We start from the raw sequence: 15,152 nt of genomic DNA, 5'->3' as shown, positions 1-15,152 counted from the left end.
TGCCTGACTGCAACGGGTCGACCGGCCTTTTCCGCAAACGGTTGCCATGGCGTGTGAGACCGGACCTGGAAAAGGCATACGGTAGTGCCCTCGTGTGCAACCGAGTTGCCGGACATACTGTGTTCCAGTGCGACTGCTACGGGCGGGCATAAAGGTGGTAGGCCCCGCAATCAGCGCGGTCAGCTTCGCCGCCAGGAGGAGACGGCCGGTCTTGCCGCAAGACGACCGGCGGAAGGCCAACGTCCTGAGCGGGCCCTAAAGCCTGTTCAGAAGCTCGGGCGTCGGCCACGCATCGGCAGGCATGCCAAGCTTCTGCTGCACTTGCTGCACGGCATCGCGGGTGCCGGAGCCCAGAATGCCGTCGATCTTGCCGACGTCGTAGCCCATCTGCGAAAGCTTGGTCTGCAGCTGCTTCATCTGGGCGTCGTTCAGGCCCGGATCCGGATTGCCCTGGGTGTAGACCGGGGCACCGGCAAGGCGGGTGGCGAAATAGGCCGCCGTCGTCGTGTAGACGAAGGACTGGTTCCATTCCAGATAGATGTTGTAGTTGGAATACGCGAGGAAAGCCGGTCCCTTGCGGCCCTGCGGCAGAAGCAGCGACGCGGGCAGGTTGGAGGAAATCTGGCCCCAGCGCGGCTGAACGCCGAGAGCGGCCCATTGCCCGCCGGTCTTGGTCTTGCCGAGGCCTGTTTCAATCCAGTTGAGGTTTTGCGGCACGGCCACTTCCTGCAGCCAGGGTTCGCCGCGGCGCCAGCCAAGATGCTCGATGAACGCGCCGGCGGTCATGATCGCGTCTTCCGCGCTTTCCTTCAGTTTCACGTGGCCGTCGCCATTGCCGTCCTTGCCGAACTTGATGATGTCTTCCGGCAGCATCTGAACCATGCCGATTTCACCGGCCCAGGCGCCGGTCGTGGAGCCCGGATCAAGGTCGCCATGCTGAACCATCTCGATGGCCGCGATCAGCTGCGGGCGGAACAGTTCCGGGCGGCGGCAGTCATGGGCCAGTGTCGCCAGCGCATTGACGGTGTTGAAATCACCCTGGACTGCGCCGAAATCGGTCTCCAGCGCCCAAAAAGCGGTGATCACCGGCGCTGGAACGCCATATTGCGCTTCCTCGCGCTGAAACACGCCGGCGTATTTCTTCATGTTGGCGGCGCCGTTCTTCATCCGATAACCGGAAATCACACGTTTGGAAAAGTCCAGAAAGGTCATCTTGAAGACGCCCTGGGCCCTGTCGCGCGACAGCACCTTGCGGTCGATCTGGGCGCCGGCGAGCGTCCGGTCGGCGGCCTGCGGCGACAACCCCTTGGAAACCGCTTCCTGCTTGACCCCAGCGAGGAACTGCCTGAAGTCGCCGCCGCATTGCTGCGCCGTGGTAGGCGCTGTCGAAATCAGGAGGCCGGTCAGGGCTGCTTTTGCGAAGGTGGGGAAAGAGCGGAGACGGCGGGTCATGCAATAATCCTGTCGGTCTGGGCGCGATGGCGGGCCGGAGCGTTCAAAAATCGGCCATAGTTGACTGTGCTTCGCACGCAAGGTCAACCGCCCTTGGGACGCATTCCCGCGTCTTCCACGATGTCGGCAGGTGAGGCTGTGGCTTACTGGCAGCCGCTGAGACCCGATCCGGCGATGATGGCGCCGTTCGGTGAGCGTTTGAGCGGAGCATTGACGCTCGCCGAAGAGCGGCAATCCGGATCGGACGTGCCGAGGGTTGGCGCGGTGTAATAGGGGGCGTTCACACCCGAGGCCTGTTGCTCGCACATCTGATAGGCGGTGTCATAAAGCGCCTGCCAGCCGCCGGGCATGGAACCGAGATTGTTCAGAACGCCAAGGGCAGCGCCGGCCCGTGCGCCGCGATAGGCTCCGGACGCGCCTTGCCATTCACCTCCGACAACCGCGCCGGCCATGCCGCCCGAGACCGCGTCTCCCACCGCGTCGCCGCTGCCCATATGAGCGTTGGCATAATCCGTGGCGTAGACGACGCAGTCCGTGCCGTCCGCCAGAACAGGCGGTACTCCGGTGGAAAGGAGGAGCCCGAAGGCCAGAAGGGGGCACTTGAGGGAAGGGTGAGCCATGGTCCGTCTCCTGTCGGCAAGGCCGAAGCCGGAAGCGTCTCCCGCGGCGGTTGCGACGGGAGACGCACACTGTCATCAGCCTATCCTATGGCTCTTAACAAGGCTCTACTGTGACCGTTCCAGAAATTTCTGGCCGACAAAACCCGCTTGTCCCTGATGAACAATGCCGCACCACCAGAGGCCGCAATTGTCATATTGAACTTGTGTTCCCGCCGGGATCACACCGAGGACGGTGGCGTCCTTGTCTTGCGACTGCCGGAAATTCACCGAGGCCGTAACTGTGCCGGTATTGGGATAGCCGCCGGCATTCGCTTCGGCAACAGTTGCCGCCTCTGCAGGAGCGCCGGTTCCGGCAGCGGCCGTTGCGATGGCCACCGAGGGACCTTCTGAAGAGGAAGTCTTGGGATCGGCAGTGATCGGTGTGTCCTTGTCCACAGGAGCCGCACGGACAGCGGCGATAGTGGTTTCGGAGACATTGCCTGCCTCTGACGGTGGGCCCCCGGTTGCTTGCGGCGACGGCGTCGCTTCGGTGATGGACGTGGTCGCGACCAGACGTCCCTGGTCCTTCGCGCTGTCTTCGGTGGCCGGCACATTCCGATTGCTCAGCGGGCGGGAGAAATCGTCCGAGGTGTGAGCGGCGGCGCTGGCGGCGTGGAAGGCGCTTCGAATGCGGGCTTTGGCCTGGGCGATCTGTTGTGGGCTGGGATTAGGATTAGCCGCATCGGAATACGGTTCCTGCGCTGCGGCGTCCTCCGCAATCAGGCTTTCAATCGTTGGCACTGCCGCGATGCTCTGAGTTGCGACCGTGCGTGTCTGCTGGCCATCAAGGAAATGACCCGAGGCGAAATAGAGGCCACCGGCCGTCAGCGCGGCGATCAGCACGGTGCTGGCCAAAAGGGCTTGAAACCCAGGCGCGGTGCGCGCTTTTCCCGAGCAGCCCGCCCACTGAGCGGGTTGTGGAACCGGCTGCGGCGCAAGTCGGGGGGCAGCGCCTGGCCGGTCCTGGCGTTTGAGAATTCCCGGAAGTTCGAGGGCCGGATCTTCCTGCGCGTCGACGAGTTTCGGCGGCCGGCACCCCGGTTGTCCGAGCGGATCGGAGGCGGCGTGCATTTGCAGGATCCTGGCTGCCAGGATTCCGGCGTCAAGTTCCGGATCGTTTGGTGGCCCGATCTGCTCGGGCGACGCGTTCGGAACGAGTTTCAGTTCGGTTCTTGATTTTTGTTTTGGTGCATTGTCAGGAGTGGTGCCTGCAAAGTCATCGCAAGCAGCGGCTGGCGCGGGTACAAAATACATGTGGCCCTCCTGGAGAGTGCGGCTTACCCATTGAAAGGGAGCTCGCCGGTACGGAACAAGGGACAGTGCCCAAGGGCTATTAACATTTGTTAATGCGTCGTCAGACAGGCCGGATTGCGGCGGCTCTGAGGAATTTTTCGGTAATTGTGACGAGGCTGTGTTTTCCTGCCTGGAACGCCGGTCTGTTTGCAAAAGCCTAACTTGTCTTTGCCAAACTGCCGCAAAGCTGCCCGCCGGAGTGCGGGATCGGCCCGCGCCGCACCGTCCAGCAGGCAACTGGACCACGAAGCAGACAGGCACATGATCATGAAACGCTGGTTTTCACATCTCTTCACGCGCACGGCCAGACCACTTGCCGGATTGGCTGCGGGGCTTGCCCTGGCCGTCCAGGTAGCCGCCGCCCAGGAGGTGCAGGATCTGAAAATCGGACTGATGGGGACCTTGTCCGGCCCGGCCGCGATCTACGGCAAACACATGCGCGACGGCTTCATGCTGGCGGTGCAGCAATCCAATGGCGCGCTCGGCGGTCTGCCGACAAATGTGATCGAGGTCGATGACAAGCTCGACCCGGACTACGCGCTGGAACAGGCCACCAAACTGATCGAACAGAACGGCGTCGACATCATTGTCGGTGTGAATTTCTCTAAGATCATGTTTGCCGTGCATGATCCGATCGTGCGCTCGAAAACGCTGTTTATTGGAACCCATTCCGGACCCGCGCCGATCGCCGGGCGCAAATGCAGCCGGTATTTCTTCTCCACAGCGTTTCAGGACGACCAGGTCCACGAGACCATGGGACGATACGCCAGCCTGAAAGGCTACCAGCAGGTGGTGACGATTGCGCCCGACTATGAGGCGGCGCGTGATGCCGTGGCCGCTTTCCGGCGCCACTTCAAGGGCCAGATCGCCCGTGAACTGTTCCCGAAGCTCGGCCAGACCGATTTCGCCGAGGAGTTCAAGCAGGTCGGTGAACTCGAACCGGACGCCATCTATGTCTTCATGCCGGGCGGCATGGGCGTTGAATTCGTCAAGCAGTTCCACACGTCCGGTCTGAAGGGTATCATTCCGTTCCTGTCCGCCAATACGGTGAACGCGCTGACGCTGCCCTTTACGGGCGAGATGGCCGAAGGCCTGTTTTCGGCGTCCCAATGGGCGCCAAATCTGGACAACCCGGCGAACAAGCGTTTCGTGCGTGAATTCGGACGGACCTACAAATACGCACCGTCGATCTATGCGGCGCAAGGCTACGATGCCGCCAAGCTGATCCATTTTGCCCTGGAGCTGACCGGCGGCATCAAGGACCAGGAAGCCATGCTGTCGGCGATCAGCGCGGCGCCTTTTGAAAGCGTGCGCGGGGACTTCCGTTTCAATTCCAATCAGTTTCCGATCCAGGATTTCTACCTCGTCGAAGGCGTTCGCCGTACCAGCCGCCTGTATGAGATGGAAGCGGTCGCCCGGATCTTCGATGATGTTGGCGATGCCTATTCCGGTTCGTGCCGGATGTGAGGTCTAAGCGGCGTTCGCCCGTCGATCAAGTTTTTGAAACGCTCAGTCCAAAAACCGTTTCCAGACCTCTTGCATTCTGGACTGTGTGGTCCATATCAGGATCATGAGCCAAGCAGACAGCCATATTGCCAGCGCCGACAAGCGCCAGGCCGGACCGGGACGCCCGCGCAGTTTCGATGAAGCGGCGGCGCTCGATGCGGCCATGCGGGTGTTCTGGGAGAAGGGGTTCGAAGCCACCTCCCTGGACGATCTGACCAAGGCGATGGGCCTCAGCCGCTCGAGTTTCTACGCCGCGTTCGGCTGCAAGCAGACCCTGTTTCTGCGGGCGGTGGAGCACTATTCCCGGAAAGGGATCCAGACCCTCAAGGAGGTCGCCGACGAGGCGGGCGACGAGGCGGTCGACGCAATCCTGCAGGCCCTGGCCAATCCGGAAGGCGGCAACAGGGGGTGTCTGCTGATCAACTGCATCACCGAACTTGCCCCTCATGACGAGAAGGTGGCCGAACTCGGCCGCCGTCACATCGATCATATCGAGGAGATCTTCGCCAAGGCCATTGATCCGGCACATCCGGATACGGCCCGCGACAAGGCGAGTGCCTATTATTCGCTCGCCATCGGAACCCTGGCGCTTCGCAAGGCCGGCATCGCGCCGGAGCGGATCGCCAGAACCCTCCAACAGGCCCGTTCCGTGCTTCCGGACTAGGAAACGCGGATCGGCAAAGACAATGCCCAGCCAGAAAGGGCATGCGGCTAATTATGGACTGATTAGTCCAAAAATAACGAAACCGGAACATAACCATCACAAGGAAGCTGACCATGTCGGATGCAAAACTGTTTACCCCTGCCAAGGCCGGAGCCATCGAACTGGCGAACCGCATCGTGATGGCTCCGTTGACCCGGAACCGGGCACGAGCCGAGGACGACGCTCCGCACGAGCTGACCGCGAAATACTATGAGCAGCGCGCGGGGGCAGGGCTCATCATCACCGAAGCCTCTCAGGTCTCGCCCCAGGGCAAGGGCTATGCCTGGACACCGGGCATCTATTCGCAGGCCCAGGTCGCCGGTTGGAAAAAGGTCACCGATGCCGTTCACGCCAAGGGCGGCAAGATCGTCATCCAGCTCTGGCATGTGGGTCGGATCTCCCACCCGGTGCTGCAGCCGGGAGGCGCTGACCCTGTGGCTCCGTCCGCCATCGCCGCCAAGTCGAAAACCTTCGACGGCACGCAATTTGTCGACACGCCGCAGCCGCGTGCGCTCGACATCAGCGAGATCCCGGGCATTGTCGAGGATTATCGCAAGGCCGCCGAGAATGCGAAGAAAGCAGGATTCGATGGCGTCGAAATTCATGCCGCCAACGGCTACCTGATCGACCAGTTCCTGCGTGACGGCTCCAACAAACGCGACGATGCCTATGGCGGGTCCATCGAAAACCGGGCTCGAATCCTGAAGGAAGTGCTCGACGCGGTGACCGGTGTCTGGGGCGGCGACCGGGTCGGCATCCGCCTGAGCCCGTTCTCCAATGCCAACGACATTGCCGACAGCAACCCGCAGGCGACCTTCTCGCACGCGATCAAGCTGATCAACGGTTATGGCCTTGCCTATCTGCATCTGGTCGAAGGCCAGACCGGCGGCCCGCGCGACATCCCGGAAGGCGGCGATCTGGCGGCACTTTACGCGCTCTTCGACGGGGCCCGCATGGGCAACAACGGCTACGACCGCACATCCGCAATCGAAGCAGTCGAGAACCGAGACATCGATCTCGTCGCCTTCGGCCGACCGTTCATTTCCAATCCGGATCTGGTCCAACGCCTTGAAAGGGATGCCCCGCTGAACGCGCTCGATACCGACACGCTCTATGGCGGCACCGAGAAGGGCTACACGGACTATCCGACTTTGGCGGAAGCCTCTGTCGCCGCCGAATAACAGACAGGAGTTTCAGGCTGCCCGACATCCACCCCCTTCTGGGGCAGTCTGAAGGACAGCCGGTGCGTGGCTTTGCCCGCACCGGCTTTCTTTTTATGCCGACGCTGCTTGCCGTTCGCTCCGAGGCAGCGCAAGCATTGCGCACCAAGCCCCGAGACTGAGCTCCACGGCCGCCGCCACTTGCAGCGACATGGGCGGCATTCCGTCAAGCGGCAAGCTGATCAGGCGTCCAACGCCATAGGCCAGCAGCAACCCTGCTGAAACCAGCAGGGCCGGACGATCGAAACCCTGGTTCATTAGTCCCGCAGTGGCGACGACCCCGACGTGCAGGATCAGCACCCCGGGGGAACGGATCTCGCTCATCATTGCGGCCGACGGATCGAGGACGATCCCGTTCAGGCCGAAAAGGACGCCGGGGGCGAAAACAAGCAGGCTGCCAATGACAAAAGAGGTGAGGGCCGTCAGGCCCAAGGCGACTTTCCTGGGAAGGGTGCGCATGGGGGAACTCCAGATTTGCGGGGCACTGACCCCAAGATGATCGAACGGGTCTGGATGATCCATGCCTGGATGTGCTAGTTTTATTGCAGATCGTCCAAACGGGCTCTCCGGGTAATCTTTCTTGTCACACGCGCCGCTGCCTTCTACCGCATCAGCTGAGGATCTTGCCGCGAGGAGGGATCCCCTTGGCGATGTGCTGCATCTTCTGCAACTCACCGGCACATTCTATTGCGTGCCGGAACTGTCGGCTCCCTGGGGCATCGCGGTTCCGGACCTCGACAGGCAACTTGTTCTGATTGCCGTCACCGAGGGAGCTTGCCTTGTCGAATTCGAAGACGGTAAAGACCTGCCGTTGTCGGCGGGGCAGCTTGTGCTGCTGCCGCACGGCCGTCCCGTTGACATAAGAGACAAGCCGGGCAGTTCGCTGACACCGCTGTTTAACATTCCAGCAACCCGTCACAGCCCGCAATTCGAGACCATGGTGCACGGCGGTGGCGGCGCGGTCACCCGTATGACCTGCGGGGTTCTGAAAGTGGACCACGCGGCGGCGGACCGGCTGGTCAGCCTGTTGCCAAGGGCAATCTTTCTGGACAGTTACGAACCCCGGGCCGGGGCTTGGGTCAAGACCACGCTCACCTATCTGGCCGAGGAAGCGCGCAATCCGAGGCCGGGCGGCGAGACGGTCCTGACCCGCCTGACCGACATCCTTGTGGTGCAGGCCATTCGTGGCTGGCTCGAAAATGCCGATAATCTGGCAACCGGCTGGCTGGCTGCCTTGCGCGATCCCAAGATCGGCCGCGCCCTGCAAGCTTTTCACCAATCTCCTGAAACCGGATGGACCGTCGCCGGTCTCGCTTCCGCCGCGGGCATGTCGCGCTCCGCCTTTGCTGCCCGTTTCAAGAGCCTGACGGGCGAGGGCACCATGGAATATGTCAGCCATTGGCGGATGCAGCTGGCACGCGCCGACCTGCGGCAGGGAGAACTGTCCCTGGCCGAGATCGCCGCGCGGGCGGGGTATGAATCGGAAGCTGCCTTCTCCCGGGCCTTCAAAAAGCTCACGGGCCGGACGCCCGGATCCGTGCGGCGCGGATAACCGTACCGGAGCGTACACTTTTTTGCCAATCCGCCCTTTCACTCCGTCGGAAAACCTGTCAAACCCTGTGTCAGAGACAGATTTGGGCCCTAGATTCCGGGTTTCAGCCGATGCTGTCAGGCTGGGACACGCGCAATCGGCCCGCAGAGGGAGAGAAACAATGCCCCCGTATCGTTCCAGAACGTCGACCCATGGACGCAACATGGCAGGCGCGCGTGGCCTGTGGCGCGCGACCGGCATGAAGGACAATGATTTCGGCAAGCCGATCATCGCGATTGCCAACTCCTTCACCCAGTTCGTACCCGGCCATGTGCACCTGAAAGACCTTGGCCAGCTGGTCGCCCGCGAAGTGGAAAAGGCCGGTGGCGTCGCCAAGGAATTCAACACCATCGCGGTCGACGACGGCATCGCCATGGGGCATGACGGCATGCTCTATTCGCTGCCCTCGCGCGAGGTCATTTCCGACGCGGTCGAATACATGGTCAATGGTCACTGCGCCGATGCGATCGTCTGCATTTCCAACTGCGACAAGATCACCCCGGGCATGCTGAACGCGGCCATGCGGCTGAACATTCCCGTAGTCTTCGTCTCCGGCGGTCCGATGGAAGCCGGCAAGGTGGTTTTGGAAAACGGCGTCGAAAAGGCCGTCGATCTTGTCGACGCCATGGTTGCCGCTGCCGACGACCGCATGTCCGACGCAGACGTGCTTGCCTTGGAGCAGAATGCGTGTCCGACCTGCGGCTCGTGCTCGGGCATGTTCACGGCCAATTCCATGAACTGCCTGACGGAAGCGCTCGGCCTGTCGCTGCCGGGCAACGGCTCGACCCTGGCAACCCATGCGGACCGCGAACGCCTGTTCGTCGAGGCCGGTCACCTTATCGTCGACCTCGCCAAGCGCTACTATGAGCAGGATGACGAGAGCGTCCTGCCGCGCAACATCGCCAGCTTCAAGGCGTTCGAGAACGCCATGAGCCTGGACATATCCATGGGCGGCTCGACCAACACGATCCTGCACCTTCTGGCGGCCTCCCACGAAGGTGAGATCGGCTTCACAATCGATGACATCGACCGTCTCTCCAAGAGCGTTCCGGTTCTGTGCAAGGTCGCGCCGGCGGTTGAAAACATCCACATGGAAGACGTGCACCGCGCCGGCGGCATCATGGGCATTCTCGGTGAACTCGACCGGGCCGGCCTGCTGCATTCGGATGTGCCGACCGTGCATTCCGCCACCATGAAGGAAGCGCTGGCACGCTGGGACATCCGCCAGACCAATTCCGAAAGCGTGCACAAGTTCTTCATGGCGGCTCCGGGCGGGGTTCCGACCCAGGTCGCCTTCAGCCAGGAACGCCGCTGGGACGATCTCGATCTCGACCGCAAGTCCGGCGTCATCCGCGAACTGGACCACGCCTACAGCAAGGACGGTGGCCTCGCGGTTCTTTACGGCAACATCGCCGAGGACGGCTGCGTGGTCAAAACCGCCGGGGTTGATGAAAGCATCCTGACATTCTCCGGCCCGGCCCGGATCTTCGAGAGCCAGGACAGCGCGGTCTCCGCGATCCTGACCGGAAAGGTCAAGGAAGGCGACGTCGTGCTGATCCGCTATGAAGGTCCGCGCGGCGGTCCGGGCATGCAGGAAATGCTCTATCCGACCAGCTATCTGAAATCGAAGGGTCTCGGCAAGGCCTGTGCACTGGTCACCGACGGCCGTTTCTCCGGCGGTTCCTCGGGCCTTTCCATCGGCCATATCTCGCCGGAAGCCGCCGAGGGCGGCGCCGTCGGCCTGGTGGAGGAAGGCGATATCATCGTGATCGACATTCCGAACCGGGTGCTGAAAGTCGATCTGTCGGACGAGGAACTGGCAACGCGCCGCGCGGCCATGGAGGCCAAGGGCGAAGCAGCCTGGAAGCCGCTCGAGCAGCGCAAGCGCAAGGTCTCCAAGGCACTCAGAGCCTATGCCAAGATGACCACCAGCGCGTCCAAGGGAGCTGTCCGCGAAGTCGACTGATCGGCAAAACGCAACTTTCTCTGCAAGAAAAGGCGGGCCTTAGGTCCGCCTTTTTCAGTTTCAAGAATTGCCAAGCAGGGGTTCTTGTTTCACATACCCGGCAAACAATTTCTCCTGCCCAAGGGTCTTTGATGGATTCCCTCACGCAATTCGTTCTCGGCGCCGCCGTCTCCACCGCGCTCCTTGGCAACAAGATCGGTCCCCGCAAGGCCGCCCTGATCGGCGGCGCGCTCGGCACCATGCCGGATCTGGATGTCTTCATTCCGTTCGACGATCCGGTCGACAGTTTCGTCTACCATCGCGGCTGGACCCATTCGGTGCTGGTGCACGCACTCGCGACCCCAATTCTGGGTGAAGGGCTTGTGCGGTTGTTCAAGGGGCTTCGAGAGCACCGTTGGCGGGTCTGGGCGGCCGTGTTTCTGTGCCTGTCCACCCACGCTGCAATCGACGCGATGACGGTTTACGGCACCAGGATTCTCTGGCCGCTGTACCCCGATCCGGTTGGGGTTGGGTCCGTCTTCATCATCGATCCGCTCTATACGTTGCCGCTGCTGGCGGTGGTGATCTGGGCGCTGTGCAGGAAAACCTGGACGACCCGCCTTCGAAACGGGCTTGCCGCAGCGCTGATTGTCTCGACCGGGTATCTCGGGTTGAGCGCGCTCATTCAGCGCCATGTGGAGACGCACGCGCTGGAACTCTTTCAGGAAAACGGCGGCGCGCCGGATCGGATCTACGCCATCGCGACGCCGTTCAACATCCTGTTCTGGAAGGTGATCGGCCTGCGCGAAGACAGCTATGACAATCTCTATCTGTCGCTTCTGGACGGGGAAGGACCAGCCGAGATCTACACCCATCCACGTAATCCTGAACTTATCGCCTGTCTGGAGGAGACGCCAGCGTTTCAGAAACTCGACTGGTTCAGCCGTGGCTACTATCGGGCGGACCTTGTGGGGGACGAGGTTGTCATGTCCGATCTGCGCATGGGGCTGACGCCCGGCTACGCCTTCCGGTTCGTGATCGCTGAACAGGAGGAAGCAGGTATCAGGCCTGTCGGCCCGGAGCGGTTCGCGGATCTGGCGCGGGTGGAAGAGGGGGATCTCGACTGGTTGCTGACAAGATTGCAGGGCAAGGCAGGTCAACGCGCCGCGGAAGCCGGGCTCTCGCGGGACACAGAAACGATCAGGATCGCAGGCTGTACCCAGCTGCAGCGTGTTTCCGGCTAAGCAATTGTCGTTTTGAGCGGTTTCCGCCTGCAGAAGGCGCATTAGCGGGCCAATTCGAGCCGTTCAGGCCGGTAAACAATGCACGAATTGTGAGCAGCCTCCGCCAGGGTAACCGTGGCACGGAGTGAGTTAAATAAATTTGGGTGTTGAAATTAAAGCTGCAAATTCAACGCCTTGAATTTACAGTACCAATTGGTAGGTTTTCGAGGTGCGTGCCGAAGAATTGTGCAGCCTGTCTTTAGTAAAAGCACTGGCATATTTAGCAAGTAAGAATTAAGAAGTTCAGCGAAATCATGGCTCTGTTTTCGAAAGATGAGGCAGATCCATGATCAAGCGGACGCTTGGTGCAGCAACCGTTCTGTGTGTTGCTGGATTGATTTCGGCAGAACCGGTTCATGCCGCCGATGTGGCGCAACTGCAAAAGAGCCTCGACATGGTCTGGGTCCTGCTTGCGGCCGGTCTCGTGTTGCTGATGCAGGTCGGCTTCATGTTGCTGGAGGCCGGTCTGGTTCGGTCGAAGAACTCCATCAATGTCGCCCAGAAAAACCTGCTCGATCTCGCGGTCTCCGTCCTGATCTTCGCGACCTTCGGATTTTCCCTTGCCTTCGGCGCGGGAGGTAACTGGTTCGCCGGCTTTGACTGGCGCCTGTTCGGCCTGGCCGAACTCGATGCCTGGGGACTGACCGTTTTTGCTTTCCAGGTGATGTTCTGCGGCACGGCCGCCACCATCATCTCTGGCGCGGTGGCTGAGCGCATGCGCCTGACCGCCTATATCTGGTGCTCCATCCTGACCGCCGGTCTGATCTACCCGGTTGTTGCCCATTGGGCCTGGGGCGAGGCGCTGTTTGGCGAGGCAACGGCGTTTCTGGCGGATGCGGGTTTCGTGGATTTCGCCGGATCAACGGTGGTGCACAGCACCGGGGCCTGGATCGCGCTTGCTGCCTGCACCATCCTCGGTGCGCGTTCGGGCCGGTTTGGTTCGGATGGCAGCGCTTTTCGCATTCAGGGGCACAGTTCGGTCCTTGCGACCTCCGGCGCGTTGATCCTGTTTGTCGGCTGGCTTGGCTTCAACGGCGGTTCCACCTTGTCGGCGTCATGGGACGTGCCGATGATCCTGGCGAACACCGTTCTGGCCGCGGCCTCGGGCACGGGTGTCGGTTATGTGTTCGGTCGCTACAAGGACAAGGTGATCTTGCCGGAAAATTCGATTTCCGGCCTGTTGGGCGGCCTGGTCGCGGTGACGGCGGGATGTCATGTGCTCACGCCCATGGGCGCGCTGGCGGTTGGTGGTCTCGGCGGTGCGGCGGCGATCGGCGGGGCCGTCTTTCTGGAACGGATACTGAAGATCGACGATCCGGTTGGAGCCATCAGCGTGCACGGTTTTGCCGGCGTTGTCGGCACGCTCGGCCTGGCGCTGCTGGCGCCGGTCGAAAACCTTCCGCTTGGTGCGCGCCTGCCGCAGGTCCTGGTTCAGCTTTCCGGTGTCCTGGCCTGCTTCGTCTGGTGTTTCGGAGGCGGCTGGGTTCTTCTGGCCGTGCTGAACCGGATCCAGCCTCTGCGCCTCGACGCGGCCAGCGAGGATCTTGGCCTCAACGAGGCCGAGCACGGCACACGGCTCGGCATTGGTCATGTCGAGGACGCACTCGACCGTCTGATCGCCGGCAAGGCGGATCTGTCCATGCGTCTCAATGTGTCGAAGGGCGATGACTCGGAACGCCTGACACGGCTGTTCAACGCCCTGATGGACACGGTGCAGAGCGAGGAGCTGGCCCACAACAGGGCTGCAGACGCCAAGCGCACCCGCGAGGAGGCCGAGCGCCTGTCCGCGCTCGCAAATGCCACGTTCGACGCCATCGTGATCTCTGTCGACGGCCGTATCCTTGATGGCAACCGGACCTTTGAGGATCTGATCGGCTACGGCATCGAAGAGCTTGAAATGCGTGGCCTTTATGAATTTGTCGACAATGAACTGGCCGGCACGCTCGAGGAACACTTGATCAAGGCGGAAAAGGAACCGCGCGAGGTTACGCTGATCAGCCGTTCGGGCGAGCGTGTGCCGGTCGAAATCCGCACCCGCGTCATTTCCTACCGGGGCATTCCGACCCGGGTATCGGCACTTGTCGATCTCAGGGAACGGAAAAAGGCGGAAGCGCAGATCCTGCATCTGGCGCAGCACGATCCGCTGACCGACCTGCCCAACCGCGCGGTGTTCAATGCCGAACTGAAACAGGCCATCGACCGCTGCCGGCAGCATGGCCGGTTCGCGGCGCTTTTGTTGATCGACCTCGACCGCTTCAAGGACATCAACGACCTGCATGGCCATCCGGTCGGCGACACGGTCATCCGGGTGACGGCCGAGCGTTTGCGTCAGGCCAGCCGCCCGGGCGATACGGTGTCGCGGCTCGGCGGCGACGAATTCGCGATCATCCAGAACGGCATCCAGTTCGCCAACCAGGCCGAGGACATGGCTCTTCGGCTGGTGCAGACCCTGTCCGAGCCTTTGGATTGCGGCAACGGCCTGGTGCTGAAGCCGGGGGCGAGCATCGGCATTGCCCTGGTAAGCGGACAGGACGACGAGGATCAGCTGATCTCCAATGCCGACATCGCGCTTTACAATGCCAAGAACCGGGGACGCCACACCTATTGCCTGTTCCAGGCCGGCATGGGCGACGAGGTGCGTCAGCGCCGCGCGTTGGAAAAGGACCTCAATTCGGCACTATCGGATGGCCAGTTCGATCTCTATTTTCAACCGCGCATGAGCCTCGCGTCAGCGGAAATCGTCGGCTATGAGGCGCTGATCCGCTGGAACCATCCCGATAGAGGCCTGGTCAGCCCGGGCGAGTTCATCCCCGTGGCGGAAGCGTCCGGCCAGATCATCGCCATTGGCAAATATGTACTGGCCCAGGCTCTGGACATTGCGTCATCGACCATTCTGGACGCCAATATCAGCATCAATGTCAGTCCGGTGCAGTTCCGCGACAAGGATTTTGTCGACGACGTGCGACAGGCAATCGACCGCTCGGGCGTGCCTGCCGGACGGATCGAACTGGAAATCACGGAAAACACCCTGATTGAGGACGACGCCCGGGCCCTGTCGGTCCTCACCCGGCTGAAGGAAATCGGCGTCAGGATCGCGCTTGACGATTTCGGGGTCGGGTATTCGTCGCTCAGCTACCTCAGCCGGTTTCCGTTCGATTGCATCAAGATAGACCGGTCCTTCGTTTCCGAGGCCAAGCGGAATTACGGGTCGCTGGCCATCATCGAGACCGTGGTCCGGCTCGGCAAGGCGCTCGACATGCGCATTGTTGCGGAAGGCGTCGAAGACGCCGATGAGCTCTGCATCCTGGCGCAGCGCGGCTGTCATGAAGCCCAGGGCTATCTGATTGGGCGGCCGATGCCGACGGACAGCCTTGCGCGCTCCATCCCCGAGGTGGTCTCCGCCGCGCTTGAAAACCAGAATTTCGGTGGACTTCAGGTGTTCGAGGCAAGCAACCAGACCAATCTGGCCAGCTGAACGAATTTGAAGGCCGCCCGCCCGC

Annotated in this window: 11 protein-coding genes; 7 read left to right on the top strand and 4 right to left on the bottom strand. The window is 61.7% G+C overall.

Annotated elements, in window-relative coordinates:
- Nucleotides 1-255: 255 nt before the first annotated feature.
- From M0H32_RS21675 to M0H32_RS21665, 3 genes are all read right to left on the bottom strand, one after another.
- Nucleotides 256-1,452: a lytic murein transglycosylase gene (locus M0H32_RS21675; RefSeq protein ID WP_248157569.1), complete on the bottom strand. Its 1,197-nt coding sequence runs from the start codon at nt 1,450-1,452 to the stop codon at nt 256-258.
- Between the two features lie 143 nt (nt 1,453-1,595).
- Nucleotides 1,596-2,072, bottom strand: a complete 477-nt coding sequence (locus M0H32_RS21670; protein ID WP_248157568.1) for a hypothetical protein — start codon at nt 2,070-2,072, stop codon at nt 1,596-1,598.
- Between the two features lie 105 nt (nt 2,073-2,177).
- A complete protein-coding gene (locus M0H32_RS21665; RefSeq protein WP_248157567.1) occupies nt 2,178-3,365 on the bottom strand; it encodes an SH3 domain-containing protein in 1,188 nt (395 codons plus the stop codon).
- A gap of 306 nt (nt 3,366-3,671) precedes the next feature.
- On the opposite strand from M0H32_RS21665, the gene M0H32_RS21660 reads away from it, so the two are divergent.
- The 3 genes from M0H32_RS21660 to M0H32_RS21650 all read left to right on the top strand — a co-directional run bounded on the left by M0H32_RS21660 (nt 3,672) and on the right by M0H32_RS21650 (nt 6,794).
- Complete coding sequence (locus M0H32_RS21660) at nt 3,672-4,871, top strand: ABC transporter substrate-binding protein (protein WP_248157566.1); 1,200 nt, start codon at nt 3,672-3,674, stop codon at nt 4,869-4,871.
- 103 nt (nt 4,872-4,974) lie between these two features.
- The gene (locus M0H32_RS21655; protein WP_248157565.1) at nt 4,975-5,574 is read left to right on the top strand and encodes a TetR/AcrR family transcriptional regulator; all 600 of its coding nucleotides are present in this window, start codon (nt 4,975-4,977) and stop codon (nt 5,572-5,574) included.
- Between the two features lie 113 nt (nt 5,575-5,687).
- Nucleotides 5,688-6,794: an alkene reductase gene (locus tag M0H32_RS21650; protein WP_248157564.1), complete on the top strand. Its 1,107-nt coding sequence runs from the start codon at nt 5,688-5,690 to the stop codon at nt 6,792-6,794.
- Nucleotides 6,795-6,887: 93 nt separating this feature from the next.
- Here the strand turns inward: M0H32_RS21650 and M0H32_RS21645 are convergent, their stop codons facing one another.
- A complete protein-coding gene (locus tag M0H32_RS21645; protein ID WP_248157563.1) occupies nt 6,888-7,292 on the bottom strand; it encodes a DUF4345 domain-containing protein in 405 nt (134 codons plus the stop codon).
- Nucleotides 7,293-7,413: 121 nt separating this feature from the next.
- Here M0H32_RS21645 and M0H32_RS21640 point away from each other — a divergent pair, with 121 nt between their 5' ends.
- The 4 genes from M0H32_RS21640 to M0H32_RS21625 all read left to right on the top strand — a co-directional run bounded on the left by M0H32_RS21640 (nt 7,414) and on the right by M0H32_RS21625 (nt 15,127).
- Nucleotides 7,414-8,385: an AraC family transcriptional regulator gene (locus M0H32_RS21640; protein WP_282449478.1), complete on the top strand. Its 972-nt coding sequence runs from the start codon at nt 7,414-7,416 to the stop codon at nt 8,383-8,385.
- A gap of 160 nt (nt 8,386-8,545) precedes the next feature.
- Nucleotides 8,546-10,390, top strand: coding sequence for a dihydroxy-acid dehydratase (gene ilvD / locus M0H32_RS21635; protein ID WP_248157559.1), 1,845 nt, complete (start codon nt 8,546-8,548; stop codon nt 10,388-10,390).
- A gap of 131 nt (nt 10,391-10,521) precedes the next feature.
- A complete protein-coding gene (locus M0H32_RS21630) occupies nt 10,522-11,613 on the top strand; it encodes a metal-dependent hydrolase (protein ID WP_248157557.1) in 1,092 nt (363 codons plus the stop codon).
- Nucleotides 11,614-11,938: 325 nt separating this feature from the next.
- Nucleotides 11,939-15,127, top strand: a complete 3,189-nt coding sequence (locus M0H32_RS21625; RefSeq protein WP_248157555.1) for an EAL domain-containing protein — start codon at nt 11,939-11,941, stop codon at nt 15,125-15,127.
- The last annotated feature ends 25 nt before the right edge of the window (nt 15,128-15,152 follow it).

Source organism: Roseibium sediminicola (assembly GCF_023156505.1).
GTDB classification, from domain to species: Bacteria; Pseudomonadota; Alphaproteobacteria; order Rhizobiales; family Stappiaceae; genus Roseibium; species Roseibium sediminicola.
Note: the sequence above shows the minus strand (reverse complement) of the source record. Positions and strands in the feature narration are given on the sequence as shown.

Bases quoted from the DNA above. Each gene is read 5' to 3' on its own strand.
- M0H32_RS21670 (WP_248157568.1), bottom strand. From the start codon at position 2,072: ATGGCTCACCCTTCCCTCAAGTGCCCCCTTCTGGCCTTCGGGCTCCTC.
- ilvD (WP_248157559.1), top strand. From the start codon at position 8,546: ATGCCCCCGTATCGTTCCAGAACGTCGACCCATGGACGCAACATGGCA.
- M0H32_RS21665 (WP_248157567.1), bottom strand. From the start codon at position 3,365: ATGTATTTTGTACCCGCGCCAGCCGCTGCTTGCGATGACTTTGCAGGC.
- M0H32_RS21630 (WP_248157557.1), top strand. From the start codon at position 10,522: ATGGATTCCCTCACGCAATTCGTTCTCGGCGCCGCCGTCTCCACCGCG.
- M0H32_RS21655 (WP_248157565.1), top strand. From the start codon at position 4,975: ATGAGCCAAGCAGACAGCCATATTGCCAGCGCCGACAAGCGCCAGGCC.
- M0H32_RS21660 (WP_248157566.1), top strand. From the start codon at position 3,672: ATGAAACGCTGGTTTTCACATCTCTTCACGCGCACGGCCAGACCACTT.
- M0H32_RS21675 (WP_248157569.1), bottom strand. From the start codon at position 1,452: ATGACCCGCCGTCTCCGCTCTTTCCCCACCTTCGCAAAAGCAGCCCTG.
- M0H32_RS21645 (WP_248157563.1), bottom strand. From the start codon at position 7,292: ATGCGCACCCTTCCCAGGAAAGTCGCCTTGGGCCTGACGGCCCTCACC.
- M0H32_RS21650 (WP_248157564.1), top strand. From the start codon at position 5,688: ATGTCGGATGCAAAACTGTTTACCCCTGCCAAGGCCGGAGCCATCGAA.
- M0H32_RS21625 (WP_248157555.1), top strand. From the start codon at position 11,939: ATGATCAAGCGGACGCTTGGTGCAGCAACCGTTCTGTGTGTTGCTGGA.